This window comes from Variovorax sp. GW821-FHT10B04, assembly GCF_059415645.1.
The window spans coordinates 82,524-106,260 of the sequence record NZ_JBWKNQ010000013.1; the positions used below are offsets into that span (position 1 = coordinate 82,524).

The 23,737-nt window shown below is 68.2% G+C and carries 22 protein-coding genes and 2 riboswitches; of the genes, 15 read left to right on the forward strand and 7 right to left on the reverse strand.

Annotation, left to right across the window (positions count from 1 at the left end; all coding sequences use genetic code 11):
- The 5 genes from AC07PZ_RS26085 to AC07PZ_RS26105 all read left to right on the forward strand — a co-directional run bounded on the left by AC07PZ_RS26085 (position 1) and on the right by AC07PZ_RS26105 (position 3,872).
- A complete protein-coding gene (locus AC07PZ_RS26085; protein ID WP_495298067.1) occupies positions 1–1,125 on the forward strand; it encodes a sterol desaturase family protein in 1,125 nt (374 codons plus the stop codon).
- A gap of 4 nt (positions 1,126–1,129) precedes the next feature.
- Entirely contained in the window at positions 1,130–2,365 is a 1,236-nt protein-coding gene (locus AC07PZ_RS26090) for a BaiN/RdsA family NAD(P)/FAD-dependent oxidoreductase (protein WP_495298068.1), read from the forward strand.
- 250 nt (positions 2,366–2,615) lie between these two features.
- On the forward strand, positions 2,616–2,828 hold the full coding sequence (gene rpsU, locus AC07PZ_RS26095; protein ID WP_007833691.1) for a 30S ribosomal protein S21: 213 nt from the start codon (positions 2,616–2,618) through the stop codon (positions 2,826–2,828).
- A gap of 131 nt (positions 2,829–2,959) precedes the next feature.
- Positions 2,960–3,409, forward strand: coding sequence for a GatB/YqeY domain-containing protein (locus AC07PZ_RS26100; protein ID WP_495298069.1), 450 nt, complete (start codon positions 2,960–2,962; stop codon positions 3,407–3,409).
- 1 nt (position 3,410) lies between these two features.
- Positions 3,411–3,872, forward strand: a complete 462-nt coding sequence (locus AC07PZ_RS26105) for an NUDIX domain-containing protein (protein WP_495298070.1) — start codon at positions 3,411–3,413, stop codon at positions 3,870–3,872.
- Between the two features lie 12 nt (positions 3,873–3,884).
- Here the strand turns inward: AC07PZ_RS26105 and AC07PZ_RS26110 are convergent, their stop codons facing one another.
- Positions 3,885–4,622, reverse strand: a complete 738-nt coding sequence (locus tag AC07PZ_RS26110) for a sulfite exporter TauE/SafE family protein (RefSeq protein ID WP_495298071.1) — start codon at positions 4,620–4,622, stop codon at positions 3,885–3,887.
- A 97-nt stretch (positions 4,623–4,719) separates the two neighbouring features.
- Here AC07PZ_RS26110 and AC07PZ_RS26115 point away from each other — a divergent pair, with 97 nt between their 5' ends.
- Complete coding sequence (locus AC07PZ_RS26115) at positions 4,720–5,619, forward strand: LysR family transcriptional regulator (protein WP_495298072.1); 900 nt, start codon at positions 4,720–4,722, stop codon at positions 5,617–5,619.
- A 55-nt stretch (positions 5,620–5,674) separates the two neighbouring features.
- On the opposite strand, the gene pmbA is transcribed toward AC07PZ_RS26115, so the two are convergent.
- The gene (gene pmbA, locus AC07PZ_RS26120; protein ID WP_495298073.1) at positions 5,675–7,045 is read right to left on the reverse strand and encodes a metalloprotease PmbA; all 1,371 of its coding nucleotides are present in this window, start codon (positions 7,043–7,045) and stop codon (positions 5,675–5,677) included.
- Between the two features lie 60 nt (positions 7,046–7,105).
- Here pmbA and yjgA point away from each other — a divergent pair, with 60 nt between their 5' ends.
- The 7 genes from yjgA to gcvP all read left to right on the forward strand — a co-directional run bounded on the left by yjgA (position 7,106) and on the right by gcvP (position 15,913).
- The gene (gene yjgA, locus AC07PZ_RS26125; protein WP_495298074.1) at positions 7,106–7,762 is read left to right on the forward strand and encodes a ribosome biogenesis factor YjgA; all 657 of its coding nucleotides are present in this window, start codon (positions 7,106–7,108) and stop codon (positions 7,760–7,762) included.
- 26 nt (positions 7,763–7,788) lie between these two features.
- Positions 7,789–8,349, forward strand: coding sequence for a molybdopterin adenylyltransferase (mog, locus tag AC07PZ_RS26130; RefSeq protein ID WP_495298174.1), 561 nt, complete (start codon positions 7,789–7,791; stop codon positions 8,347–8,349).
- A 92-nt stretch (positions 8,350–8,441) separates the two neighbouring features.
- Positions 8,442–9,461, forward strand: coding sequence for a D-erythronate dehydrogenase (gene denD, locus AC07PZ_RS26135; protein ID WP_495298075.1), 1,020 nt, complete (start codon positions 8,442–8,444; stop codon positions 9,459–9,461).
- A gap of 99 nt (positions 9,462–9,560) precedes the next feature.
- Positions 9,561–10,859, forward strand: a complete 1,299-nt coding sequence (locus tag AC07PZ_RS26140) for an MFS transporter (RefSeq protein WP_495298076.1) — start codon at positions 9,561–9,563, stop codon at positions 10,857–10,859.
- Between the two features lie 43 nt (positions 10,860–10,902).
- A riboswitch (glycine riboswitch) is annotated at positions 10,903–10,993 on the forward strand.
- A 12-nt stretch (positions 10,994–11,005) separates the two neighbouring features.
- Positions 11,006–11,137, forward strand: a riboswitch (glycine riboswitch).
- A gap of 51 nt (positions 11,138–11,188) precedes the next feature.
- Entirely contained in the window at positions 11,189–12,349 is a 1,161-nt protein-coding gene (gcvT, locus tag AC07PZ_RS26145; protein ID WP_495298077.1) for a glycine cleavage system aminomethyltransferase GcvT, read from the forward strand.
- 45 nt (positions 12,350–12,394) lie between these two features.
- Complete coding sequence (gene gcvH, locus AC07PZ_RS26150; RefSeq protein ID WP_495298078.1) at positions 12,395–12,769, forward strand: glycine cleavage system protein GcvH; 375 nt, start codon at positions 12,395–12,397, stop codon at positions 12,767–12,769.
- Positions 12,770–13,012: 243 nt separating this feature from the next.
- The gene (gene gcvP / locus AC07PZ_RS26155; protein ID WP_495298079.1) at positions 13,013–15,913 is read left to right on the forward strand and encodes an aminomethyl-transferring glycine dehydrogenase; all 2,901 of its coding nucleotides are present in this window, start codon (positions 13,013–13,015) and stop codon (positions 15,911–15,913) included.
- A 33-nt stretch (positions 15,914–15,946) separates the two neighbouring features.
- Here the strand turns inward: gcvP and AC07PZ_RS26160 are convergent, their stop codons facing one another.
- Both AC07PZ_RS26160 and AC07PZ_RS26165 read right to left on the reverse strand, forming a co-directional pair.
- Positions 15,947–16,198 carry a hypothetical protein gene (locus AC07PZ_RS26160; RefSeq protein ID WP_495298080.1) on the reverse strand — a complete coding sequence of 84 codons (252 nt, stop codon included), beginning with the start codon at positions 16,196–16,198 and terminating at the stop codon, positions 15,947–15,949.
- A gap of 130 nt (positions 16,199–16,328) precedes the next feature.
- Positions 16,329–17,249: a DUF3014 domain-containing protein gene (locus tag AC07PZ_RS26165; RefSeq protein WP_495298081.1), complete on the reverse strand. Its 921-nt coding sequence runs from the start codon at positions 17,247–17,249 to the stop codon at positions 16,329–16,331.
- A 113-nt stretch (positions 17,250–17,362) separates the two neighbouring features.
- Between AC07PZ_RS26165 and AC07PZ_RS26170 the strand changes: the two genes are divergently transcribed.
- Positions 17,363–17,992 carry a flavin reductase family protein gene (locus AC07PZ_RS26170; RefSeq protein WP_495298082.1) on the forward strand — a complete coding sequence of 210 codons (630 nt, stop codon included), beginning with the start codon at positions 17,363–17,365 and terminating at the stop codon, positions 17,990–17,992.
- A 20-nt stretch (positions 17,993–18,012) separates the two neighbouring features.
- Here the strand turns inward: AC07PZ_RS26170 and AC07PZ_RS26175 are convergent, their stop codons facing one another.
- Both AC07PZ_RS26175 and AC07PZ_RS26180 read right to left on the reverse strand, forming a co-directional pair.
- Complete coding sequence (locus AC07PZ_RS26175) at positions 18,013–19,332, reverse strand: ABC transporter ATP-binding protein (RefSeq protein WP_495298083.1); 1,320 nt, start codon at positions 19,330–19,332, stop codon at positions 18,013–18,015.
- Positions 19,333–19,360: 28 nt separating this feature from the next.
- A complete protein-coding gene (locus tag AC07PZ_RS26180) occupies positions 19,361–21,088 on the reverse strand; it encodes an ABC transporter permease (protein ID WP_495298084.1) in 1,728 nt (575 codons plus the stop codon).
- Between the two features lie 310 nt (positions 21,089–21,398).
- Between AC07PZ_RS26180 and AC07PZ_RS26185 the strand changes: the two genes are divergently transcribed.
- On the forward strand, positions 21,399–22,448 hold the full coding sequence (locus tag AC07PZ_RS26185) for a TPM domain-containing protein (protein WP_495298085.1): 1,050 nt from the start codon (positions 21,399–21,401) through the stop codon (positions 22,446–22,448).
- Between the two features lie 51 nt (positions 22,449–22,499).
- On the opposite strand, the gene AC07PZ_RS26190 is transcribed toward AC07PZ_RS26185, so the two are convergent.
- A complete protein-coding gene (locus AC07PZ_RS26190; protein ID WP_495298086.1) occupies positions 22,500–23,723 on the reverse strand; it encodes a DUF1501 domain-containing protein in 1,224 nt (407 codons plus the stop codon).
- Positions 23,724–23,737 lie beyond the last annotated feature (14 nt).

Here is a 23,737-nt window from a genome sequence, read left to right on the forward strand (position 1 = left end):
ATGCTCGAAAAACTCAATGAATTCACGGCCAGCCATGGCGAACTGCCACGCGGCAGAGGCCTGGTCACCGGCACGATCGCGCTGAGCCTGGGCATCCTCTGCTTCCTGGGCGTGCTGGCCTTTCATTTCCCGCAGTACCTCACGACGCCCGAGCTGCGCAAGAGCTACAACGTCGACCTGATGCGCACCATCCTGTTGGTCGCGATGGTGGTCTCGGGCGGGCTGGCGCTGGTCAACATCGTCTTCAACCGTTCGCGCTGGCTCTCTTCGGCCGCCTTCCTGCTGGTGGTGTCCTCGGCCTTGCTGGGTGGTCACAAGGTGCCGGTGCACGACTTCGCGGACAACACGCCCTACATCGGCCTGGACTGGTTCATCCTCGACCTGCTCGGCTCCGCGCTGATCTTCATCTTCATCGAGAAGCTGTTCGCGCACCGGAAGGACCAGCCGGTGTTCCGCGCCGAGTGGCAGACCGACTTCCACCACTTCGTCGTGAACCACATGATCGTCGGCTTCGTGCTGCTGGCGACCAACCTGATGGTGCACCGGCTGTTCGGCTGGGCCGCCAACGACGGCATCCGGGGCTGGGTCGGCAATCTGCCGTTCTGGGCCGGGCTGCTGCTGATCATCCTGGTGGCCGACCTGGTGCAGTACTGGACGCACCGCGCCTACCACGAGGTGCCGACGCTGTGGCGCCTGCATGCCGTACACCACAGCGTGAAGAGCATGGACTGGATGGCCGGCTCGCGCCAGCACATCCTGGAGCTCCTCATCACGCGCACGCTGGTGCTGGCGCCGATCTACGTGCTCGGCTTCAGCAAGGAGGTGATCGACGCTTACATCGTGGTGGTCGGCTTCCAGGCGGTCTTCAACCACTGCAACGTGAACGTGCGGCTCGGGCCGCTGCGCTACATCATCGTCACGCCCAACTTCCACCACTGGCACCATGCGCAGGACCAGGAAGCACTGGACCGGAACTACGCCGCGCACTATGCATTTCTCGACTACCTCTTCGGCACCGCCGTGAAGAGCACCAGGCTCTGGCCCGAGCAGTACGGCGTGCTGGGCGACTACGTCCCGAACGGGTTCTTCAAGCAATTGAAGTTTCCTTTCGTGTGGAAAGGCTGAGACCTTGAACTTCGACGTCGTCGTCATCGGTGCCGGTGCAGCCGGGCTGTTCTGTGCGGCCCAGGCGGGCCAACGCGGCCTGAAGGTGCTGCTCGTCGACCACAGCGAGCGCGTGGCCGAGAAGATCCGCATCTCCGGCGGCGGGCGCTGCAACTTCACCAACCGCGAGCTCGACGTGCGGGCGCCGCAGAAGCACTTCGTCAGCGACAACCCGAACTTCTGTCGGTCGGCACTGTCGCGCTACACACCGCAGCAGTTCATCGCGCTGATGGAGAAGCACGGCATCGCCTTCCACGAGAAGCACAAGGGCCAGCTGTTCTGCGACGGCCCGTCGCAGCAGATCATCGACATGCTGCTGGCCGAATGCGACGCGGGCGGCGTCACGCGCTGGCAGCCCTGCGGCGTGAAGAAGGTCGCGTTCACTGCAACGCAAGGCGACGCGGCTGGCGCCGGCATCTATCGCCTCGACACCGATCGCGGCACGGTCGACACGCCTCAGGTGGTGATTGCGACGGGCGGCCTGTCGATCCCGCAACTCGGCGCCAGCGACTTCGGCTACCGCATCGCGCAGCAGTTCGGCCTGCGCATGATTTCACCGCGGCCCGCGCTGGTTCCGCTGACCTTCACGGGCGACGGCTGGGCGCCTTACGCGGGCCTGGCCGGTCTCGCGCTGCCGGTGCAGATCGCGACCGGTGCCAAGAAGGAGCGGATGACGTTCCTGGAAGACCTGCTGTTCACGCACCGCGGCCTGTCCGGGCCGGCGGTGCTGCAGATATCGAGCTACTGGCGCGAAGGCGCGCCGCTGAGCATCGATTTCGCACCGGGCACCGACGTGGCGCAGGCCCTCGGCGAAGCCAAGGCGCGATCGCGCAAGAAGATCGCGAACGAACTGGCGACCCTGCTCCCGTCCCGCCTGGCCGACGCCTGGGTCGGCGACGATGCCGCGCTGCAGCGCCCCATCAACGAAGCGGCGGACCGCGCGCTCGCCGCGCTGGCCGACCGCATCGCACGCTGGCAGATCACGCCGTCCGGCACCGAGGGCTACAAGAAGGCCGAGGTCACCGCCGGTGGCGTCGACACCCGCGAGCTCTCGTCGCAGACCCTGGAATCGTCGAAACAGCCCGGCCTCCACTTCATCGGCGAAGTCGTCGACGTCACGGGATGGCTCGGCGGCTACAACTTCCAGTGGGCGTGGGCCAGCGCCCATGCCTGCGCACAGGCGCTCAAAGCCAGCGCCTGAGCCGCGGCGCAACCTTGCGCCGGAGCCGAAGTCCAGAGACACCGCGGAACCGGCTTCGCCGGGCCGCCGGTGTCGCCCCCCGGTGAGGGGGGTTGGAGAAGCGACACGAAGTGCGCGAAGCCTGGGGGGAGTGCTATAATCTCTGGCTAACTTTTGGCCTCCCCTCAACGGCCGCAGAAGATTTTCAGTTGAGGAACCCCGGCCCGGGGCCTCGATCTCTCCGGACCAAATTCAGTTCAACGATTCAACAATGACCACCATCCGCGTTAAAGAAAACGAGCCTTTCGACGTCGCCCTGCGCCGCTTCAAGCGCACCATCGAAAAGCTCGGCCTGCTGACCGACCTGCGCGCCCGCGAGTTCTACGAAAAGCCGACCGCCGAGCGCAAGCGCAAGAAGGCCGCGGCCGTCAAGCGCCACTACAAGCGCGTGCGCAGCATGCAGCTCCCCAAGAAGCTGTACTGAGCATTGTTCCGGCTCGCTGGCGTCCTGCCAGCGTCGTACGGACACCGAGCCGCGCCAGGTCTTCCTGCCGCGGCTTTTGTTTTTGCCGAGATAAGTTCGCCGAGAAGAACAACCCATCTGAAGGAATCGCCATGAGCCTCAAGGACCAGATCACCGAAGACATGAAGACCGCCATGCGCGCCAAGGATTCCGAGCGCCTGGGCACCATCCGCCTGCTGCTGGCCGCACTCAAGCAGAAGGAAGTCGACGAACGCGTGGTGCTCGACGATGCAGCGGTCGTCGCAATCGTCGACAAGCTGGTCAAGCAGCGCAAGGATTCGGTCGCCGCCTTCACCCAGGGTGGCCGCACCGATCTCGCGGACAAGGAAGCCAGCGAGATCAAGGTACTCGAGGTGTACCTGCCGCAGCGCATGAGCGCCGACGAAGTCGACGCCGCCGTCAAGGCCATCGTGGCCGAACTCGGCGCCAAGGGCCCTGGCGACATGGGCAAGGTGATGGGCGCCGTCAAGACGCAGCTGGCCGGCAAGGCCGACATGGGACAGGTCAGCGCTGCGGTCAAGGCCGCACTTTCGGGCGCTTGAGATGAGCGGCGACGCGGCACCGATCCTGAAGGCCTGCGCCTGCCTGGTCGACGGCCGCGGCCGCCTGCTGGTGTTCAGCCATCCGGAAGACGGCGGCATGCAGCTGCCGAAAGGCACGGTCGAACCCGGCGAAGCGCCCGAAGATGCCGTTCGGCGCGAACTGCTGGAGGAATCAGGCATCCGCTTCGACGGGCCGCTCGTACCGCTGGGCACGCTGGACCGCCAGTGCGAGGCGGGCGTCGAAGGCAACGTGCACCGGCACGCGCAACTCTGGCACCTCTACCTGATGCGCAGCGACGACGCGTTGCCAGCGACGTTCACACACATCGCAAGCGGCAGCCCCGAGGAAGACGGGCTGGTGTTCAGCTTCCGCTGGCTGTCGCCGGAGGAGTCCGTCGACGACTTCGCCCTTCCCTATCAGCAGACGATCGCCCGCGTGCGCGCCCACCTCGCCGGCACCTGAGCGATCGACCGCCTACGCAGCGAACAGCATGTAGGCGCCAAGCAGTCCAAGCCCGATGAAGAACAGCCGCTGGAACACCGCCACCGGCAGGCGCTCGCGCAACCATTGGCCCAGCGACATGCCGGCCAGCGCCGGCAGCAGCAGTCCCGCCGACATGCCCGCATCGGCCGCCGCATAGGCGCCATGGCCGAACAGGCCCACGGCCAGTGCCACGGTGGCCGTCGTGAAGGAGATTCCCATCGCCTGCATCAAGGTACTGCGCGACAGGCCCAGCGCCTGCAGGTAGGGCACCGCAGGCAACACGAAAACGCCCGTCAGCGCCGTCACGACACCGGTCAGCACGCCCGTCAGCGGCCCCAGCCAACGCTCATGGGCAGCCGGCACCGAGAACGTCCGCCCCGCGAGCCCCCAGGCCGCATACGCCACCAACGCGGCGCCGAGCAGCACCTGCGTCCATGCACCGGCGGGGGCGCCGAAAAATGCCGCACCGCCCAACGTGCCGGCGGCAATGCCCAGTTGAAGTCCCCAGAGGCGGCGCAGCACCGACGGCAGCATGCGCCAGGGCCGCAACTGCCAGACGTTGGTCACGAAGGACGGCAGGATGAGCAGCGCGGCCGCCTCGGCCGGCGACATCCACAGCGCGAGCATCGCCATCGACAAGGTCGGCAACCCAAGGCCGATCACGCCCTTGACCAGCCCGGCCACCAGGAACACGGCCGATGCGGCGACGAAGGATTCGATCAGGGTCATGCAGCGAGTCTGCCCCGGCGCCACGGCGGCCTCCAATGCGGATCTTTCACATCCGGCCTCAGCCGCAGCCTGAGGCACGCCGTGCTAAGTTGCCACCATGCGATTCGACCTGACCGACCTGCGGCTGTTCCTCCACGTGGTCGAGGCCGGCAGCCTCACGGCCGGTGCGCAGCGCAGCCACATGACATTGGCTTCGGCCAGCCAGCGCGTGCGCGGCATGGAAGACACGCTCGGCCACCCGCTGCTGCTGCGCCTGCCGAAGGGCGTGAAACCGACCGAGGCGGGCCGCACGCTGCTGCATCACGCGCGCCTGATGCTGGCGCAGATGGAGCGGCTGCGCGGCGAGCTCGGCGAATACGGCAATGGCCTCAAGGGCCACGTCCGCGTCCTGTGCAACACGTCCGCGATGACGGAACACCTGCCCGAGCCGCTCGGCCGCTTCCTCGCCGACCATCCGCTGGTGTCCGTCGACCTCGAGGAGCGCGGCAGCGACGACATCGTCGACGCGCTGCGTGCCGGCCTGTGCGACATCGGCATCGTGTCGGATGCGGTCGATACCGACGGGCTCGAACGGCACGCATTCCGGCAGGACGACCTGGTGCTGGTGATGCCGCGTTCGCATGCGCTGGCAGGACGGCGGCGCGTCAGGCTGGCCGAGATCGCCGAGTCGGACTTCGTCGGGCTGCCTGAGGGCAATCCGCTGCAGGCACACATCGCGCTGCATGCACGGCGGCTGGGCCGTCACCTGGCATGCCGTGTCCGCGTCGGCGGCTTCGAAGCGATGTGCGGCATGGTCGCGCAGGGGATCGGCGTGGGCATCGTGCCGCAGACCGCGGCGCGGCGTTGTGCGCGCACCATGCCGATCGCGCGGGCGATGCTCGACGAGCCTTGGGCTGCGCGCACGCTGCTGGCCTGCGTGAAGGACCGCGAAGGGCTGTCACTGCATGCCCGGCGCATGCTCGACCATCTGGTGCCGCCTGCACCCGGCGATCTCTGACGCCTCCGAATACCGGATGCAGTCGATGGGGTGGCGCACCCACCGCCCCGATGGATCAGGCGCCAGCGACCTTCATGCGGTTGATCAACAGCGAACCCGTGGTCTTGGCGCCGTAGTTGTACGCATCGGCACCGACCGCCTGGATGCCCATGAGCATCTCCTTCAGGTTGCCAGCGATCGTGATCTCCTGCACCGGGAACGCGATACGCCCCTTTTCGACCCAGAAGCCGCTCGCGCCGCGCGAATAGTCGCCCGTCACGTAGTTCACGCCCTGGCCCATCAGCTCGGTCACGAACAGGCCGGTGCCCAGCTTGCGCAGCATCTCGTCGAGATCGTCGCCCGCCTGCGTGAGCCGCGAGCTCAACACCAGGTTGTGCGAGCCGCCAGCGTTGCCGGTGGTCTTCATGCCGAGCTTGCGCGCCGAATAGGTACCGAGGAAATAGCCCTGCAGTTCGCCCGCATCGATCACCTTGCGCGCCTTGGTGACCACGCCTTCGTCGTCGAACGGCGAGCTGCCCTTGCCGCGCAGGATGTGCGGATCTTCCGCGACGTCGATGTGCGAAGGCAGCACGGCCTTGCCCAGCGAATCGAGCAGGAAGGTGCTCTTGCGGTAGAGCGCACCGCCGCTGGTGGCCTGCACCAGGCCGCCGAGCAGGCCAGCCGCCAGCGGCGACTCGAACAGCACCGCGCACTGGGTCGTCTTGATCTTGCGCGACTTGAGCCGCGACAGCGCCCGTTCCGCAGCGTAACGGCCCACCGCCTGCGGGCTCGCGAGCTCCGTCGCCGAGCGCATCGAGCTGTACCAGGCATCGCGCTGCATGTCGTTGCCCTTGCCGGCGATCGGCGCAACGGAGATCGAGTGGCGCGAGCTCGCATAGCCACCGCGGAAGCCGTGCGTGTGGGCACTGAAGAAATGGCTCTGCTGCGCCGACACGCCCGCACCTTCGCTGTTGGTGATGCGCTTGTCGGTCGACAGCGCCGCGCCTTCGCATTCGAGGGCCAGAACCGCCGCCTGTTCGCTCGTGACGTCCCACGGATGGAACAGGTCGAGCTCGGGATGGGTCTTGGAAATGTCGTCCTCGTCGGGTAACCCGCCGACCGGGTCTTCCGCGGTGAAGCGCGCGATGTCGTATGCGGCCTGCACCGTCTGGGCGATCGCGGCATCGGAGAAATCGGAGGTGCTCGCGTTGCCGCGGCGATTGCCGACGTAGACCGTGACGCCGAGCGACTTGTCGCGGTTGCGCTCGACGTTCTCCAGTTCGCCCTTGCGTACCGAGACGCTGAGCCCGCAGCCCTCGGAGGCTTCGGCGCCGGCGTCGGTGGCGCCCAGCTTCTTGGCGTGCGCCAGGGCCGAATCGACCAGGTTTTCAAAGAAGGAGCGGCTGTAGGCGAAGCCGGATTCGACGCGCGAGGAGGATGTCTTCATGTGTTGGCTATGATACTTGCGCCCCCCGGAACCCCGCGGAGCGGCAACAGATTCCCCCTCATGTCCCGCAAACCCAAAAAAGGCTATTTCGTCCGTGGACAGTTCGTTGCCGAAGGCAGCGAGCTCGACCTTGAGCTCAAACGCGAGCTCAAGGGTACCGACGACGCCAGCAAAACCGATCTCAAACGCGAGAGCACCGAACTGCAGAAGCTCGGCGAGGGCCTGCTCGGCCTGCGCGCCGGCCTGTTCGACAAGCTCCCGCTCGGCGAAAAGCTCACCGACGCCGTCGTCGAAGCCCGCCGTATCACCAACTTCGAGGGCAAGCGCCGGCAGATGCAGTTCGTCGGCAAGCTCATGCGCGGCCTCGACCCCGAGGTGCTCGAGAGCGTGCGTGCAGCGCTGCAGGAGCAGCACCGCGCGCCCGCCGAGGAAACCGCCACGCTCCACGAAGCCGAGCGCTGGCGCGACCTGCTGATCGCCGACGACGACGCGATGGGCGGCTGGATCGAGACCCATCCGGCCACCGACATCCAGCAACTGCGCGCCCTCGTGCGCCAGGCGCGCAAGGACATCAAGGCCGGCCCGGCCGGCGAGGCACCTCGCCAGGGCAAGGCCTACCGCGAAGTGTTCCAGCTGGTGCGCGCCCAACTGTCCGTGCACGACGACGGCGATCGCGCGGCAGAAGCCGGCGAGCAGTCGCGCGAAGAAGACGCATGACGGCGTTCGACCCCGTTCGCATCGGCATCGTCTCGGTCAGCGACCGGGCCTCCACCGGCGTCTACGAGGACAAGGGCCTGCCGGCTCTCAAGGACTGGCTCACGCGCGCATTGCGCAATCCGATCGACTTCGAAGCCCGGCTGATTCCCGACGAGCAGGCCGGCATCAGCGCGACCCTGGTCGAACTGGTCGATGCCGGCTGTTCGCTGGTGCTGACCACCGGCGGCACCGGCCCCGCGCTGCGCGACGTCACGCCCGAGGCGACGCTCGCCGTGGCGCACAAGGAGATGCCGGGCTTCGGCGAGCAGATGCGGCAGATCAGCCTGCGCTTCGTGCCGACCGCGATCCTGTCGCGCCAGGTGGCGGTGATCCGCGACCGGAGCCTGATCCTGAACCTGCCCGGCCAGCCGAAGGCGATCGCCGAAACGCTCGAAGGGCTGAAGAACGCCGACGGCTCGCAGGCCGTGCCCGGCATCTTCGCCGCGGTGCCCTATTGCATCGACCTGATCGGCGGCCCGTACCTCGAAACGGACGACGCCGTCTGCAAGGCCTTTCGGCCCAAGTCCGCGCTGCGCCCGGCGCGCTGAAACGCCGCACGCGCACCCGAGAAAACCCGGTGCCGCGAGGCGCTGCCTGCGCCGGACGTGCGCATTAGACTGCTCCGAAAAACGGAGACCTCATGCACATCGTCATCACCGGCGGCGCCGGATTCCTGGGTGCACGCCTTGCGCGCACGCTGCTCGCGCGCCGCACGCTCTCTTTGGCCGGCGCCGCGCCGGCGCCCATCACCCGGATCACGCTGGTCGACCGCGCAGCAGCGCCGGCCGACCTGGCCGCGGATGCGCGCGTCGCGCAGGTCGTCGGCGACCTGAACGAGCTGCTGGCCGGCGCACCGCAGCGCGTGCTGCCGTCTGACGCTTCGGCGGTGTTCCACCTGGCGGCCGCGGTCAGCGGTGAATGCGAGGCCGACTTCGACCTCGGCATGCGCAGCAACTTCGCAGCCACCCACGCGCTGCTGGAGGTCTGCCGGCAATCGGGCCGCGCGCCCGTACTGGTGTTCTCCAGCTCGCTCGCGGTCTTCGGCAGTTCGCCCGAGCTGCCGCTGCCCGACGTCATCCAGGACCAGACGCTGCCCACGCCGCTGAGCAGCTACGGCATCCAGAAGGTGATCGGCGAGCAACTGGTGGCCGACTACACGCGCAAGGGTTTCATCCACGGCCGCAGCGTGCGGCTGATGACGGTCAGCGTGCGCCCCGGCAAGCCCAATGGCGCGGCCTCGGGCTTCTTCAGCGGCATGTTCCGCGAGCCGCTGGCCGGGCTCCGTGCGCCCTGCCCGGTGCCCGACGCCACACCGGTGGCGATCGCCTCGCCCGCACGCACGATCGAAGGCCTCATCCGAGCAGCCGAGGCGAGCGACGCCGACTGGGGGCCGCGCATCGCCGTCAACCTGCCGTCGCTCCCGACCACGGTCGGCGAGATGGCGGCCGCGCTCGGCCGGGTGGCCGGTCCGGCGGCCCAGGCCTTGCTGGACCGCACGCCGGACCCGGCGATCGCCCGCATCGTGAAGACCTGGCCCGGCCGCTTTGAATGGACCCGTGCCCGCGCACTGGGCCTTGCCGCCGACGACAGCGTCGACGAGATCATTCGGGATTACGTCCGTGAAAATCCCGACGCGGCGAAGGGACTTCCGGCTGCATAGTCGAGATGCTGTGGCAAGCACGCAGCAACCATCGCATCCGCGACGGAACACCCGGAGCCTCGCTCCGGCCAGCCATGCATAACCACACTTAGAGACAGCATGAACTCCATCGAGCAGAGAACCATTTCGAAGATCAGTTGGCGGCTGCTGCCGCTGCTGATGGTCAGTTATTTCGTCGCCTACCTGGATCGCGTGAATCTCGGTTTCGCGGGCGCGGCGATGTCCAAGGACCTGGGCTTCACCGGCGCGATCTTCGGCAGCGCCGCCGGCATCTTCTTCATCGCGTACTTCCTGTTCGAAGTGCCGAGCAACCTGGCGCTGGAACGCTTCGGCGCACGCCGCTGGATCGCGCGGATCATGTTCAGCTGGGGTGTCATTTCCGCGGCGCAGGCCTGGGTCGGCAGCGCCACCAGCTTCAACGTCGTGCGCTTCCTGCTCGGCATTGCCGAGGCCGGCTTCTTTCCCGGCGTGATCTTCTACATCACGCTGTGGTTCCCGGCGGCCTACCGCGCCCGCATCGTGGGCTGGTTCATGTTCGCCATTCCGATCTCGACGGTGATCGGCTCGCCGATTTCGGGCTACATCCTCAACATGGACGGCGTCGGCGGCATGCACGGCTGGCAATGGCTGTTCATCCTGGAAGCCATCCCCGCGGTGATCCTGACCTTCTTCGTGCTGCTGTACCTGCCCGACGGCCCCAAGGAAGCCAAGTGGCTGACCAACGAGGAACGCGACTGGCTGCAGACCACGCTGGACGCAGAGCGCCGCAACCGCGAGTCGATCCATCGCATTTCGTGGAAGCAGTCGCTGCTCAACTGGCGCGTGATCGGCCTCGGATTCGTCTACATGGGCATCACGGTGCCGCTCTACGGACTGGGCTTCTTCCTGCCCCAGATCATCAAGGGCTTCGGCGGCCTGGGCAACGTCGAGATCGGCTTCATCAACGCCTTCCCGTACCTCATCGGCGCCATCGCCATGATCTATTGGACGCGCTGGTCGGACGCCCGCAAGGAGCGCAAGTGGTTCGTGCTCGTACCGCTCGCCTGCATCTTCGTGGGCCTGGTCGCGGCATCGCAGATCAGCGCACCGGTGCCCAAGATGGCGGCGGTCACGCTGGCAGCCCTGGGCATCTTCACCGCGCTGCCCACGTTCTGGACGCTGCCGACCGCCCTTCTGAGCGGCACCGCCGCCGCCGCCGGCATCGCGTGGATCAACTCGATCGGCAACCTCGGCGGCTACATCGGCCCGACGATCTTCGGCACGCTGCGCGACAAGATGGGCAACGACATCTACGCCGTGCTGTTCCTGGCGCTGCTGTCGGTCGTGGCCTTTGCGCTGGTGCTGCTCATCGGGCACGACAAGCGCGCCGAGGAAGTGCCGCAGCCCGCGCACGCCTGACAAAGTCGGCGATTCGCGCTGACCCGCCGAGGATTCCACTACACTCGACGGGTCAGGAGAGAGCCCCGCCACGCGGGGCCGCCGAAGGCGCAGGAACCATCCGAACGCTCAGGCAAAAGGACTGACGAGGCGCCCGTTCACACGGGCGTTTCCTTGCTGGAGAGAGATGTCCACGTCGCGCGATCCGCACGAGATTCGCACGATGGAGGCCATCCACCGAAGGAGCAAACCCCGATCGTGGGGCGAATCTCTCAGGTAGAGCGGACAGCAGGGGTGGCCCATGATTTGCGTCATGGAATGAAACTGCCCCTTTGCTCCTGGAGTGCGCCTTGGCCGCTGCATCCGCCGATCTGCTCAAGACACCTCTTCACGACCTGCACGTCGAACTCGGCGCGCGCATGGTCCCCTTTGCCGGCTATTCGATGCCGGTGCAGTACCCCGCCGGCCTGATGGCCGAGCACAAGCACACCCGCACGGCCGCAGGCCTGTTCGACATCTCCCACATGGGCCAGCTGCGGCTGGTCGGCCCCGACGCCGCAGCGGCCTTCGAGAGCCTGATGCCGGTCGACGTGATCGGCCTGGCGCCGGGCAAGCAGCGCTACGGACTGCTGCTGAACGACGCCGGCGGCATCCTCGACGACCTGATGTTCTTCAACGAAGGCGGCGATTCGCTCTTCGTGATCGTCAACGGCGCGTGCAAGGTGGCCGACATCGCGCACCTGCAGGCACGGATCGGCGCGCGCTGCAGCGTGCAGCCGATGCCCGATCACGCCCTGCTCGCACTGCAGGGGCCGCAGGCCGCCGCCGTGCTGGCGCGCCTCTCGCCGGGCATCGAGCGCTTCGTCTTCATGACCGGCGGTGCGGTGCGGATCGGCGGCATCGCCGCCTTCGCCACCCGCAGCGGCTACACCGGCGAGGACGGCTTCGAGATCTCCGTCGCCGCGGCCGATGCCGACGCACTCGCGCGCCTGCTGCTCGCGCAGCCGGAGGTGCAGCCGATCGGCCTGGGCGCGCGCAACTCGCTGCGACTCGAAGCCGGCCTGTGCCTGTACGGCAACGACATCGACGAAGGCACGACGCCGGTCGAGGCCTCGCTCAACTGGGCGATCCAGAAAGTGCGCCGCAGCGGCGGCGCGCGCGAAGGGGGCTTCCCCGGTGCCGGGAAGATCCTCGCGCAGCTCACCGCATCGGCAGGCACCGCCGGCCATCTCGACCATGACACGCTGACGCGCCGCCGGGTCGGCCTGGTCGCGCTGGAACGCATTCCGGTGCGCGACGGCACGCCGCTCGAGTCGTTCGAGGGTCAGCCGATCGGGCAGGTCACGAGCGGCCTGCTCGGCCCGAGCGTGGACCGGCCGATCGCCATGGGCTACGTGGCCACCGCGTTCGCCGAACCCGGCACGCGCCTGCAGGCCATCGTGCGCGGCAAGCCGGTGCCGATGGAAGTCTGCACGCTGCCCTTCCTGCCCGCCCGATACTTCCGGGGCTGAGCACTTTCGCCAGATCTAACCTCACACGCTTTCAAGGAGCACCCCATGACCATCAAGTACACCAAGGACCACGAATGGGTCCAGAGCGAAGGCGATGCGCCGCTCACCGTCGGCATCACCGTGCATGCGCAGGACGCGCTGGGTGACGTCGTGTTCGTCGACCTGCCCGAGATCGGCGCGAGCTTCGCCCAGGGCGAAGTGGCCGGCGTCGTCGAATCGGTGAAGGCCGCGGCCGACGTGTACATGCCGATCTCCGGTGAGATCACCGAGGTCAACGAGGCGCTGCGCGCCGACCCGTCGCTGGCCAACAGCGACCCGAACGGCGCCGGCTGGTTCTTCAAGGTGAAACCGTCGGACCCGGCGCAGTTCGACGCGCTTCTCGAAGCCGCCGACTACGACAAGTTCGCTGCTGAATCGTGAGCCTCCCGGCTTGCCACTTCGTGTGCTTCGCCACCTCCCGAGGAGGGGGCTCGGCCGCCTTGGGGCGGCCCGGCGGCGGCCGAATCTTGAGCCTCCCGGCTTGCCACTTCGTGTGCTTCGCCACCTCCCGAGGAGGGGGCTCGGCCGCCTTGGGGCGGCCCGGCGGCGGCCGAATCTCCTGAGCCGACGCCGCGTCTTATCAGCCACACCCTTTTTTTGTTCCGTACCCTGATCACCCGCGCCATGCCGACATCCTTCCCTTCCCTCCATGACCTCGAGAACGCCGAGGAATTCCTGGCCCGCCACATCGGCATCGATGCGGCGGACGAGGCGCGGATGCTGCCGGTGATCGGTGCGGCGACGCGGGCCGAGCTGATCGACGGCATCGTGCCCGCGGCCATCCGCCGCACGGCGCCGATGCAGTTGCCGGCACCGGTCACCGAAGCGGCCGCGCTGGCCGAGCTCAAGGCGATCGCGGCGAAGAACAAGGTGCTGAAGAGCTTCATCGGCCAGGGCTACTACGGCACGCACACGCCAGGCGTGATCCTGCGCAACGTGCTCGAGAACCCGGCCTGGTACACGGCCTACACGCCCTACCAAGCCGAGATCTCGCAGGGCCGCATGGAGGCGCTGGTCAACTTCCAGACCATGGTCGTCGACCTGACCGGCATGGCCATCGCCAATGCCTCGATGCTCGACGAAGCCACGGCCGCGGCCGAGGCCATGACGCTCGCCAAGCGCAGCGTCAAGTCGAAGAGCAACACCTTCGTGGTCGCGGGCGACTGCCATCCGCAGACCATCGAAGTGATCCGCACGCGCGCGGCGCCGCTCGGCATCGCTGTGGTCGTCGCCGACTCGGCGCCCGCGTGGGAAGCGGCCCTGGCCGGTGACTGCTTCGCGGCGCTGATGCAGTACCCCGCCTCCAGCGGCTGGGTCCAGGACTGGAGCGCCGACGTGAAGCGCCTGCACGACAAGCAGGCCGCTGCGATCTTCGCGACCGACCTGCTCGCGCTCACGCTGCTGGTGCCGCCCGGCGAATGGGGCGCCGACATCGTCGTCGGCAGCACGCAGCGCTTCGGCATGCCGATGGGTTGCGGCGGCCCGCACGCGGCCTTCCTGGCCTGCCGCGACGAATTCAAGCGCTCGATGCCCGGCCGCCTGGTCGGCGTGAGCGTCGACGTGCACGGCCATCCGGCCTACCGGCTCGCGCTGCAGACGCGCGAGCAGCACATCCGCCGCGAGAAGGCGACGTCCAACATCTGCACGGCGCAGGTGCTGCCGGCGGTCATCGCGAGCCTGTACGCGGTCTATCACGGGCCGCAGGGGCTGACCCGCATTGCACGCCGGGTCGCGTCGTACACGGCGATCCTGGCCGCGGGCCTGGCCCAGCTCGGCTACACACGCACCCACCACGGCAGCGCCTTCGACACGATCTGCCTGAAGACCGACGCCGAGACGCAGCCGCTGATCGCCCGCGCGCTCGAAGCCGGCATGAACCTGCGCGCCGCCTGGAACGACTACCTCGTGATCTCGCTCGACGAGACGACCACCCGCGACGACGTCGCGCAACTCTGGGCGGTCTTCGCACGCGAAGGCAGTGCGCTGCCTGCGTTCGACGCCTTCGAGGCCGGCGTCGAGCCGCTGATCCCGGCCGCGCTGCGCCGCACCAGCGCCTTCCTCACGCATCCGGTGTTCAACACGCACCACAGCGAAACGGCGATGCTGCGCTACATCCGTTCGCTGTCCGACAAGGACCTCGCGCTCGACCGCAGCATGATCCCGCTGGGCAGCTGCACGATGAAGCTCAACGCGACCAGCGAGATGATCCCGATCACCTGGCCCGAGTTCGCGCAGGTGCATCCCTTTGCGCCGGCCGACCAGTTGCAGGGCTATGCCGAGCTCGACCAGCAGCTGCGCGACTGGCTCTGCCAGGCGACCGGCTATGCCGGCATCAGCCTGCAGCCCAACGCGGGCTCGCAGGGCGAATACGCCGGCCTGCTCGCGATCAAGGCCTTCCACGAGGCCAAGGGCCAGGGCCACCGCAACGTCTGCCTGATTCCGTCGTCGGCCCATGGCACCAACCCGGCGAGCGCGCAGATGGCCGGCATGCAGGTGGTGGTCACCGCCTGCGACACGCAGGGCAACGTCGACATCGACGACCTGAAGCGCGCCTGCGAGAAGCACGGCGACAAGCTCGCCGCGGTGATGATCACCTACCCGAGCACGCACGGCGTGTTCGAGACCCGCGTGAAGGAACTCTGCGAGATCGTGCATGCACACGGCGGTCGGGTGTACGTCGACGGCGCCAACATGAACGCGCTGGTCGGCATCGCCGCACCCGGCCAGTTCGGCGGCGACGTGAGCCATCTGAACCTGCACAAGACCTTCTGCATCCCACACGGCGGCGGCGGCCCGGGCGTCGGCCCGGTCTGCGTGGTGGAAGACCTCGTGCCCTACCTGCCCGGCCACGCGACCGGCGGCATCGCGTCGCCCGTGGGGGCCGTGTCGGCCGCGCCGCTGGGCAATGCCGCGGTGCTGCCGATCAGCTGGATGTACTGCCGGATGATGGGCTCGGTCGGGCTGCAGGCGGCCACCGAGACCGCGATCCTCAGCGCCAACTACATCAGCGCCCGGCTGCGCGACCACTACCCGACGCTGTATGCCAGCGCCAACGGCCACGTCGCGCACGAATGCATCCTGGACCTGCGTCCGTTGAAGGAAACCAGCGGCGTCACGGCCGAGGACGTCGCCAAGCGCCTGATCGACTACGGCTTCCATGCGCCGACGCTGAGCTTCCCGGTGCCCGGCACGCTGATGGTCGAGCCGACCGAGAGCGAGCCGCTGGTCGAACTCGACCGCTTCATCGACGCGATGATCGCGATCCGCGGCGAGATCCGGCGCGTCGAGGAAGGCGTCTGGCCGAAGGACGACAACCCGCTCAAGCATGCGCCGCACACGGCGGCCAGCCTGCTGTCGAGCGATTGGTCGCGGCCCTATGCGCGCGAACTGGGCGCGTTCCCGCTGGCCAGCCTGCGTCATGCGAAGTACTGGTCGCCGGTCGGCCGCGTGGACAACGTGTACGGCGACCGCAACCTGTTCTGCAGTTGCCTGCCGATCGGCGACTACACGGACGAAGCGGCCTGAACATGCGGACCCCGGCGCTGAGCGCCGGAGGCGTCAGACCCGGCGGCCAGTGACCGCCTGCACCACGCGCGCCACGCCGCCCGTGCCGCTCGCCGCTCGGCCGATGAAGGCGCTGCCGGCCATGCCCGCCAGCGTGCGGCCCAGCACACTGCGGTTGCGGTTGGCGGCGATCAGCAGCAGCACGCCGATGCCGAGCACGATCAGGTGCTCGCCCGGAAAGTCGGAGCGGTCCTGATCCAGGGCGCGCAGCTTGTCGACGATCGAGTCGGTCTTCGTGGTTTCCATGGCAGTGGATCTCCCGGTCCAAAAGCTCAGGGATACCGGGGCCTGCGCGCGGCCGATGTAGGCCACGGCCAATCGCGGGCAACGGAATCGGGCGCGACCGCGGCGATCGCAGCCGCCGCAGTCGTTGCGATTACGGCGTCGACTTCGGCTTCTTCAGCACGGCGCCCGTTGCCACCTGCGCGCGGAAGGCGCGCAGCTGGGTCTTGAGCCGGCGCTCGTTGACGAGCCCGACCCGCACCATCATCTTCTGGCCGCTGGACAGCGACTCGAGCTGCGGGTCGGCGAACTCGTAGCGCACCCAGGGACGGCTCAGCGCCATCGGCTCGCCGTTCTCGCCCTTCACCTCGGTCAGCATCACGCGCGGCGCCTCGGCCGGCTCGGGCGCCTGCAACAGATGGTCGATCACGCCGACGAGCCGGTCGTTGAAGTAGCGGCCCGGATAGCCGAGCTCTTCATAGGCCTGCTGGAACAGCGGATAGAGCCGTGCATACACCGCCGCGGCGCGCGCCGGATCGATGGATTCGGCGAACAGCACGAAGGGCGTGTAGCGCGATGCGTTGTCCGGATCGATGGTCTGGCTGTCACCTTCGCCACGCACCGCAAAGCGCTGCGGCGACGCTTGCACCGGCCAGATCCGGGACGGCGCCTGCGTGTTCGGCAGGTTGTCGACCGTGGCGACGAAGCGGCGCACGAAGCCGTCGATCTGCAAAAAGGACGCGACCTGCTTGTTGCCCAGCAGCTCCGCCAGCGCCGCGGCCACACGCGCATCGGCTTCGGCCAGCGGCGGCAGTGCGGGCTCGGGTGCGGCCAGGCCGTCGACCAGGTTCTGCGGACCGGTCGGCGCGGGCGCCGCGGGCGCATCCGGCACGGCGGCGGGCGCCACTTGCGGCGCGGCGGCCACGGGCGGTGCGACGGCGGCCTGCTGCTTCGACCAGTACCACCAGCCCGCCCCGGCGAGCGCGACAATCACCGCGATCACCACCGGCGCCATCGACGAACCACCGGCGCGCCGCGCGCCTGGCCTGAAATCTGCTGAGTCCCCTTCGGGCATGTGATGTCCTTTCCTGCTGACGCGGCGCCACCGCCGCACACTATTTGAAACCATCGCGGCCCTGGCTGCCGTAACGCCGTGTGAGACACATGGCCACCCGCCCCCGACACACCATGGACATCGACTTCGCCACCCTCACCGAATACCAGCGCTACAAGCTCATGGCCAGCCTGATCGTGCCGCGCCCGGTCGCGCTGGTCACCACGCTCGGGCCGGACGGCACGGTCAACGCCGCGCCCTTCAGCATGTTCAACATGGTCGGCGAGGAGCCACCGATCGTGATGATCAGCCTGAACCGCCGCACCGACAACTCGCTGAAGGACACCGCGAACAACATCGTGCGCACCGGCGAGTTCGTGGTGCACATCGCGGACGAACCGATCGCCTGGCAGATGGACCAATGCGGTGTGCAGCATCCGCCGCACGTGAGCGAGCTCGACGTGGTCGGCTTCACATCGCTGCCGAGCAAGGCAGTGGCGCCGCCGCGCATCGCCGAAGCGCCGGTCGCCTTCGAATGCACGCTGTTCGAGACGATGGAAACCGCCAGCCGCCAGGTCTTCATCGGCCAGGTGCGCTGGATGCATGCACGCGACGAGCTGATCGACATCGACACCTGGCGCGTGCGGCTGGAAAACTACTTTCCGGTGGCGCGCTTCGGTGCGAGCTACTACATCCGCACCCGCGACCGCTACCTGCTCGACGCGCAAGGCATCGAGCAGCATCCTTCGGCCGACAAGTCCTGAGTCCCGAGGCTTGCGCCGGCTCAGCCCGGAGCGCCGGCCGCCGCCGGGTCGCCGGCGGGCAGGTGGATCAGCCCGGTGTGGAAGTCGTATTCGAAGACCTCGCCATAGCGCCCCCATTCGATCGCCGTGCGCAGCACGCGCTCGGCCACCGGCGCTTCGAGACGCTCGTGCAGCAACTGCAGGAAGGGCTCCTGCGCAAGCTCGCCGGACGGCGCCTGCTCCAGGCTGTGGCGGATGTGCGCGGCCAGCGGCACGTGCGCGAGCAATTGCTGGCCGAACAGCTGTTGGCGCAGCGTGTGCGCACCCGAGACGTAACGGCGTCCGAGTTCGGTGAGATGCAGGTCGGCGTCGGCCAGCGTCGCGAAGCCCAGCAATGCCAGCGCCTGGGCCAGCGGCAGCAGCTCGTGGTCGGCCAGCTCGGCCTCCTCGGCCAGCTGCGGCAGATCGGCACGGCCCTCGCGGTCGTCCTCGACCAGCATCTCCAGCAGCGCCTCCATGCGGTCAACGTCGGCATCGGGCAGGCGGTCGGCCAGGTGCAGGTGCTGCGGTTCGCCACGCGCACGGCCCGCGGCCGGCGCGCCCGCGGTCATGAGCGCGTAGACCTCGTCGATCAGGGCGCGCACCTCCAGGCTGTCGACATCGCGCGGCCGCGGCAGCGTGATCGGCAATTCGGCGCGCACGTGCCCCGGATTGCTCGAGAAGATCAGCACGCGGTCGGCCATCAGCACGGCTTCCTCGATGTTGTGCGACACCACCAGCATCGCCTTGGTCGGCATCGCGCCGCCGTCCCACAGCTGCAGGATGTCGTCGCGCAGCCGCTCGCCGGTCAGCACGTCGAGGGCCGAGAAAGCCTCGTCCATCAGCAGCACCTCGGGCTCGACCACCAGCGCGCGCGCGATGCCCACGCGCTGCCGCATGCCACCCGAGAGTTCGCGCGGCAACGCGCCTTCGAAGCCTGCGAGGCCGATCAGATCGATCGCGGCCGACGCGCGGCGCGCCCGCTCGGTGCGTGCAACGCCGCGCGCTTCGAGGCCGAGCTCGACGTTCTGCTGCACCGTGAGCCACGGGAACAGCGCGAAGGACTGGAACACCATCGCGATGCCGCGTGCCGGCCCGTACAGGGGCTGGCCGCGGTAGCGCACGCTGCCCTCGTCGACGCCGATCAGTCCGGCCAGGATGCGCAGCAGCGTCGACTTGCCGGAGCCCGACTGGCCCAGCAACGCGACGATCTCGCCTTCGGCCAGCCGGAAGTCCACGCCTTCCAGCACGGAGCGTGCGGCGCCATCGGCGGAGCGGAAGGACTTGCCCACGCCCTGCAATTCAACGATCAGTTCTGTCATGCGTCTTCCTTGCGCTGCCGCCCGCGCATCAGATGTGCATCCGGCTCTCGGCCAGCTCGTAGAGCCGACGCCAGACGAAGTGGTTCATGCCCATCACGAACACGCACATCACGCCGATGCCCAGCGCGATGCGCGGGAAGTCGCCGATGGCGGTCATGTGGGCGATGTAGCTGCCCAGGCCCGCGGCCTGCAGCGTGGTGTCGCCCCAGGTGACGTACTCGGCCACGATGCTGGCGTTCCACGAGCCGCCGCTGGCCGTGATGGCGCCGGTGACGAAGCTCGGGAACACCGCCGGCAGCAGGTAACGGCGCCATTTCAGCCAGCCGCTCAGCCCCAGGTTGCTCGCAGCGTAGCGCAGCTCGGTCGGCACGCTCGAGGCGCCGGCGATCACGTTGAAGAGCAGGTACCACTGCGTGCCGAGCACCATCAGCGGCGCGAGCCACACGTTCGGGTTCAGCTGCCAGCGCACGATGAACAGCACGGCGACCGGGAACATCAGGTTCGCCGGAAAGGCCGCGAGGAACTGCGCCACGCCCTGCAGCCGGCCGGACCAGCGCGGGTTCATGCCGATCCAGACGCCGATCGGCACCCAGACCACCGCCGCCAGCGCGATCAGCACCAGCACCCGCACCATCGTGTACAGCCCGAGCACGAAAACATGGCCGACCTCGGCCCAGCCGACTTCCGTGTGGATGAAGCGCAGCAGCCAGACCGCTGCCAGCAGCACGGTGGCGGCAAGCGTCGCGTCCCATGCGCGCTCGAGCCGCCAGTCGGGCGTGCGCGGGCGGGCCTTGATCGACGTGCCGTCGTGGTCCAGCCGGAACCACAGCAGCGCACGTTCGAGCATGTGGCCAGCCAGCTCGCCGGCGCGCTGCAGCAGCTCGGTGCGGCGCAGCCAGGTCAGCAGCCACGAACGCGGCGCGTCCTCGCTGCTGCCTTCCTCGAAACGGAAGCGATCGGCCCACGCGATCAGCGGGCGGAAGAACAACTGGTCGTACAGCACGATGCCGACCAGCATGCCGCCGATGGCCCAGCCGATGGCGCCGAGGTCGCGCGCCTCGATCGCCATCGCGATGTACGAGCCGACACCGGGCAGCTTGATGCTCTGGTTCGACACCGCGATGGCTTCGGACGCCACCACGAAGAACCAGCCGCCGGACATCGACATCATCATGTTCCAGAGCAGGCCCGGCATCGCGAACGGCAGCTCGAGCCGCCAGAAGCGCTGCCAGCCGGAAAGCTGGAACACGGCGGCGGCTTCACGCAGTTCGGACGGCACGGTGCGCAACGACTGGTACAGGCTGAAGGCCATGTTCCAGGCCTGCGACGTGAAGATCGCGAAGATGGCCGCGCACTCCACGCCGAGCAGGTTGCCGGGGAACAGCGCGATGAAGCCGGTGACCGTGATCGACAGGAAACCCAGGATCGGAATCGACTGCAGGATGTCGAGCATCGGGACCAGCACCCGTTCGGCTGCGCGGTACTTGGCAGCCAGCGCGGCGAACACGCAGGCGAACAGCAGCGACGCGCCCAACGCCAGGAACATGCGCAACGTGGTCCGCAGCAGATAGTACGGAAGCATCCATGGGTCGAGGCTGATCGGCAGCGTCTCGCCCAGCTGATAAGGCCGTGCCATCTGCGATCCGCCGTACGCCAGTGCGAACAGCACGGCCAGCACCAGCGGCAGCAACGCCCAGTCCCAACGGTTGCCGCCGGACGCGACGGCCTGGCGCGGAAGGTAGCGAGGTTCGGACATGGTGAGCTCGGTGACGGAAATGTTGTGCGGCGCATTGTGCGCGAGCCGAGTGACCGGTACCTGACCCTGCGAGCGCGCCGCAGCAGGAACACAAGACAAGGTTCGCTTCCGTTGCCGCGCTGCAACCTTCAACGCGCGTCGCTGCCGTTGCGCATCGTGACAGCGTCGTGCAATGGCTTTAACTGAAACTTCCAACTACTTGCCGTACATAAAAAAACGTGCGCCGTGCGGCTTTCACTGACGTGGAAATTTGCAAAGCGTGGCTACGATGGTCTCCATGCAATTCTTTGCACTTGAGCGCACTGCATCGATGGGTTCTTCACGGATCCTGCATGTCGTCTTGCTCGTCTGCGGGATGCTCGCGCTCATGGCAGGTGCGGCCGCGCAGGTGCGGGCCGGCGACGCCGCAAAGATCGCCTTGCCCGAATGGCGTGCACCGATCGCCGACATGGCGAACGTGCTCAACCCCGCCGAACTCGCACGCGTTCAATTCAAGCTTGCCGACCTGCAGGCGCAGCGCGGCATCCACCCCGCGGTGCTCATCGTTCCGGGCACGGGCTCGGAGCCTGTCGAGCGCTACACATCCGCCGTGTTCGACCATTGGACGTCCAGCACCGAAGGCCAGGACGACAACGTACTGCTCCTCGTCTCCATCGATCAGCGCCGCATGCACATCGAGGCAGGTCGCGGCCTCGATGCCCGCGTGCCCAGTGCCGTGGTCACACGGATCGCCAACGAGCAGGCCCGGCCCCTGTTGGGCGACGAGGACTACTTCAGCGGCATCGACACGGCCATCGATGCATTGGCCGTCCAGTTGGGCGGCCCCTTGCCCGAGCGGCCCGAGGTGGCCGCCACCCCGCTGGTGTTCGCCAGGAACTCGATCGACACGAGCGACAGCGGCACGAAGGCCGGCCTCACGATGTACGACCTGGCCGCCTTCGGCGTGATGATCGTCCTGCTCGGCTACGCGGCCTACCGCTGGCGCACGATGCGGATGTGTTCGGGCGGTCTCGTGGTGCTGGCAGCGGCGATCGCGGTGACCCGCTTCTTCGGCAGCGAGACCCTGATCCATGGCGTCACCGGCATCGCGGCCGCCGCCGTCGGTGTGCTGGTGCTCGTCTTCGCGCTGGCTGGCGTGCGGCGCACGCTCCAGCGCGGCGGGCTGCGCGACTTCAGCCTGCGCTGGCTGGCCGTTGCAGGGCTCACCGCGGTGATGGCCTGGCAAGCCAAGGGCAACTGGATTCCCGTGGTGATCACGGCGCTGATTGCCATGGTGTTCGCCTTCGCGTCTTCCGGCGACCGCCGGCCGTCCGCCGACAGCGGCGACCGCGACAACGGCGACCTGCCGGAGGGCTGGTAAACCCCGCGCGCGAGCGCTACGCCGAGCAGGCCTCGGCGCCAGTAGACGCCGTCAGATCAACGCCAGATCGCGTGGCTTCACACCGGCAAACACGCGGTCGAGCTGCGCAGGCGTCAACCCGTACATGCGCGCGAACAGCCCGCCGAACACCGCCCGGTATTCGTTGAGAACCGGATAGTCCCGGTCCTGGAACAGCCCCGCCTTCGACACCTGCGCCTGCTCGCCCACCACCCGGCCACCCGCCTTGGCCGACAGCCCGCCACCGAGCACCCAGTACACCGTGCCATGGCCATGGTCGGTGCCCTTGTTGCCGTTCTCGCGAAAGGTCCGGCCGAACTCGCTGATGACCACCACAACGGTGTCGCGCCAGGCGCTGTCGCCCATCTCCTCGGCGAAGCCGGCCACGCCGCGGCCCAGTTCCTCCAGCCGATTGGCCAGGTAGCCGGTGCCACCGCCGCCCTGTCCCACGTGCGTGTCCCAGCCGCCCACGTCGACGAAGCCCAGGTCGAAGCGCTCGCGCATCAGGTTGCCCATGCGCCGCGCGACCAGCTCGAAGCCCTTGGCGCTCATCGCGTTGCGGCTGGCGTTGTCCATCTCGGCCTTGACCGCGGCCATCACGTCGTTGCGGACCTTGAAGCCCTCGGCCACCTGCGCGCCCAGCGGCGTGTTGCGGTACATCGACTCGATGATCTGCGCCTGGCGCTCGTCGATGCCCGGCCGCCCGACGCTGGCCAGCGCCATGTTGGCAGCCTTCGCGTCGCCGCGCATCGACAGCGGCAGCTGGTCGGTGAAGGCGATCGGCGACACCTCCGTGAGCGGGCCACCGCCGAGCACGCCGGCCAGGCGATTCAGGAAGCCCGAGCGGTAGTCGCGGCTGCGGTCGAGCGCCTGGCCGAGCTCGATCGAATCCTGCGTCTCGAAGTGGCTGCGCGTGAGGTCGTCGGTGCCGGCGAAGGGAATGAACGAAGCCTGCTGCTTCTCGAACAGCGGCATGACCGTGCCGGCCAGCGCGGGGTGCAGGCCCCACTGGTTGTCGAGCGCGATCGCGCCGTTGGGTTGGCCGGGCATCGGCACGGCGATGGTCGGGCGCGAGGCTTCATAGAACGCCCGCGCTTCGCCGCCGATCGGCACGAGCAGGTTGGCGCAGTCGTAGGCGCCGCGCAGGAAGACGACGAGCAGCTTGGCCCCGTCGGCCGCAGGCGCGGCAATGAGCTGGCCCGCGGCACCGGCAAGCGGTGCGGCGGCAAGGAGTTTGAGCAGGTCACGGCGTTGCATGGCGATGTCCTTGG

Excerpts from the sequence above, each read along its gene's own strand:
- AC07PZ_RS26190 (WP_495298086.1), bottom strand. The coding sequence starts at position 23,723 with ATGCAACGCCGTGACCTGCTCAAACTCCTTGCCGCCGCACCGCTTGCC.
- denD (WP_495298075.1), top strand. The coding sequence starts at position 8,442 with ATGCACATCGTCATCACCGGCGGCGCCGGATTCCTGGGTGCACGCCTT.
- AC07PZ_RS26175 (WP_495298083.1), bottom strand. The coding sequence starts at position 19,332 with ATGACAGAACTGATCGTTGAATTGCAGGGCGTGGGCAAGTCCTTCCGC.
- yjgA (WP_495298074.1), top strand. The coding sequence starts at position 7,106 with ATGTCCCGCAAACCCAAAAAAGGCTATTTCGTCCGTGGACAGTTCGTT.
- AC07PZ_RS26180 (WP_495298084.1), bottom strand. The coding sequence starts at position 21,088 with ATGTCCGAACCTCGCTACCTTCCGCGCCAGGCCGTCGCGTCCGGCGGC.
- pmbA (WP_495298073.1), bottom strand. The coding sequence starts at position 7,045 with ATGAAGACATCCTCCTCGCGCGTCGAATCCGGCTTCGCCTACAGCCGC.
- AC07PZ_RS26105 (WP_495298070.1), top strand. The coding sequence starts at position 3,411 with ATGAGCGGCGACGCGGCACCGATCCTGAAGGCCTGCGCCTGCCTGGTC.
- gcvP (WP_495298079.1), top strand. The coding sequence starts at position 13,013 with ATGCCGACATCCTTCCCTTCCCTCCATGACCTCGAGAACGCCGAGGAA.
- AC07PZ_RS26160 (WP_495298080.1), bottom strand. The coding sequence starts at position 16,198 with ATGGAAACCACGAAGACCGACTCGATCGTCGACAAGCTGCGCGCCCTG.
- AC07PZ_RS26165 (WP_495298081.1), bottom strand. The coding sequence starts at position 17,249 with ATGCCCGAAGGGGACTCAGCAGATTTCAGGCCAGGCGCGCGGCGCGCC.
- AC07PZ_RS26100 (WP_495298069.1), top strand. The coding sequence starts at position 2,960 with ATGAGCCTCAAGGACCAGATCACCGAAGACATGAAGACCGCCATGCGC.
- AC07PZ_RS26115 (WP_495298072.1), top strand. The coding sequence starts at position 4,720 with ATGCGATTCGACCTGACCGACCTGCGGCTGTTCCTCCACGTGGTCGAG.
- rpsU (WP_007833691.1), top strand. The coding sequence starts at position 2,616 with ATGACCACCATCCGCGTTAAAGAAAACGAGCCTTTCGACGTCGCCCTG.
- gcvH (WP_495298078.1), top strand. The coding sequence starts at position 12,395 with ATGACCATCAAGTACACCAAGGACCACGAATGGGTCCAGAGCGAAGGC.
- AC07PZ_RS26140 (WP_495298076.1), top strand. The coding sequence starts at position 9,561 with ATGAACTCCATCGAGCAGAGAACCATTTCGAAGATCAGTTGGCGGCTG.
- AC07PZ_RS26170 (WP_495298082.1), top strand. The coding sequence starts at position 17,363 with ATGGACATCGACTTCGCCACCCTCACCGAATACCAGCGCTACAAGCTC.
- AC07PZ_RS26110 (WP_495298071.1), bottom strand. The coding sequence starts at position 4,622 with ATGACCCTGATCGAATCCTTCGTCGCCGCATCGGCCGTGTTCCTGGTG.
- AC07PZ_RS26085 (WP_495298067.1), top strand. The coding sequence starts at position 1 with ATGCTCGAAAAACTCAATGAATTCACGGCCAGCCATGGCGAACTGCCA.
- AC07PZ_RS26185 (WP_495298085.1), top strand. The coding sequence starts at position 21,399 with ATGGGTTCTTCACGGATCCTGCATGTCGTCTTGCTCGTCTGCGGGATG.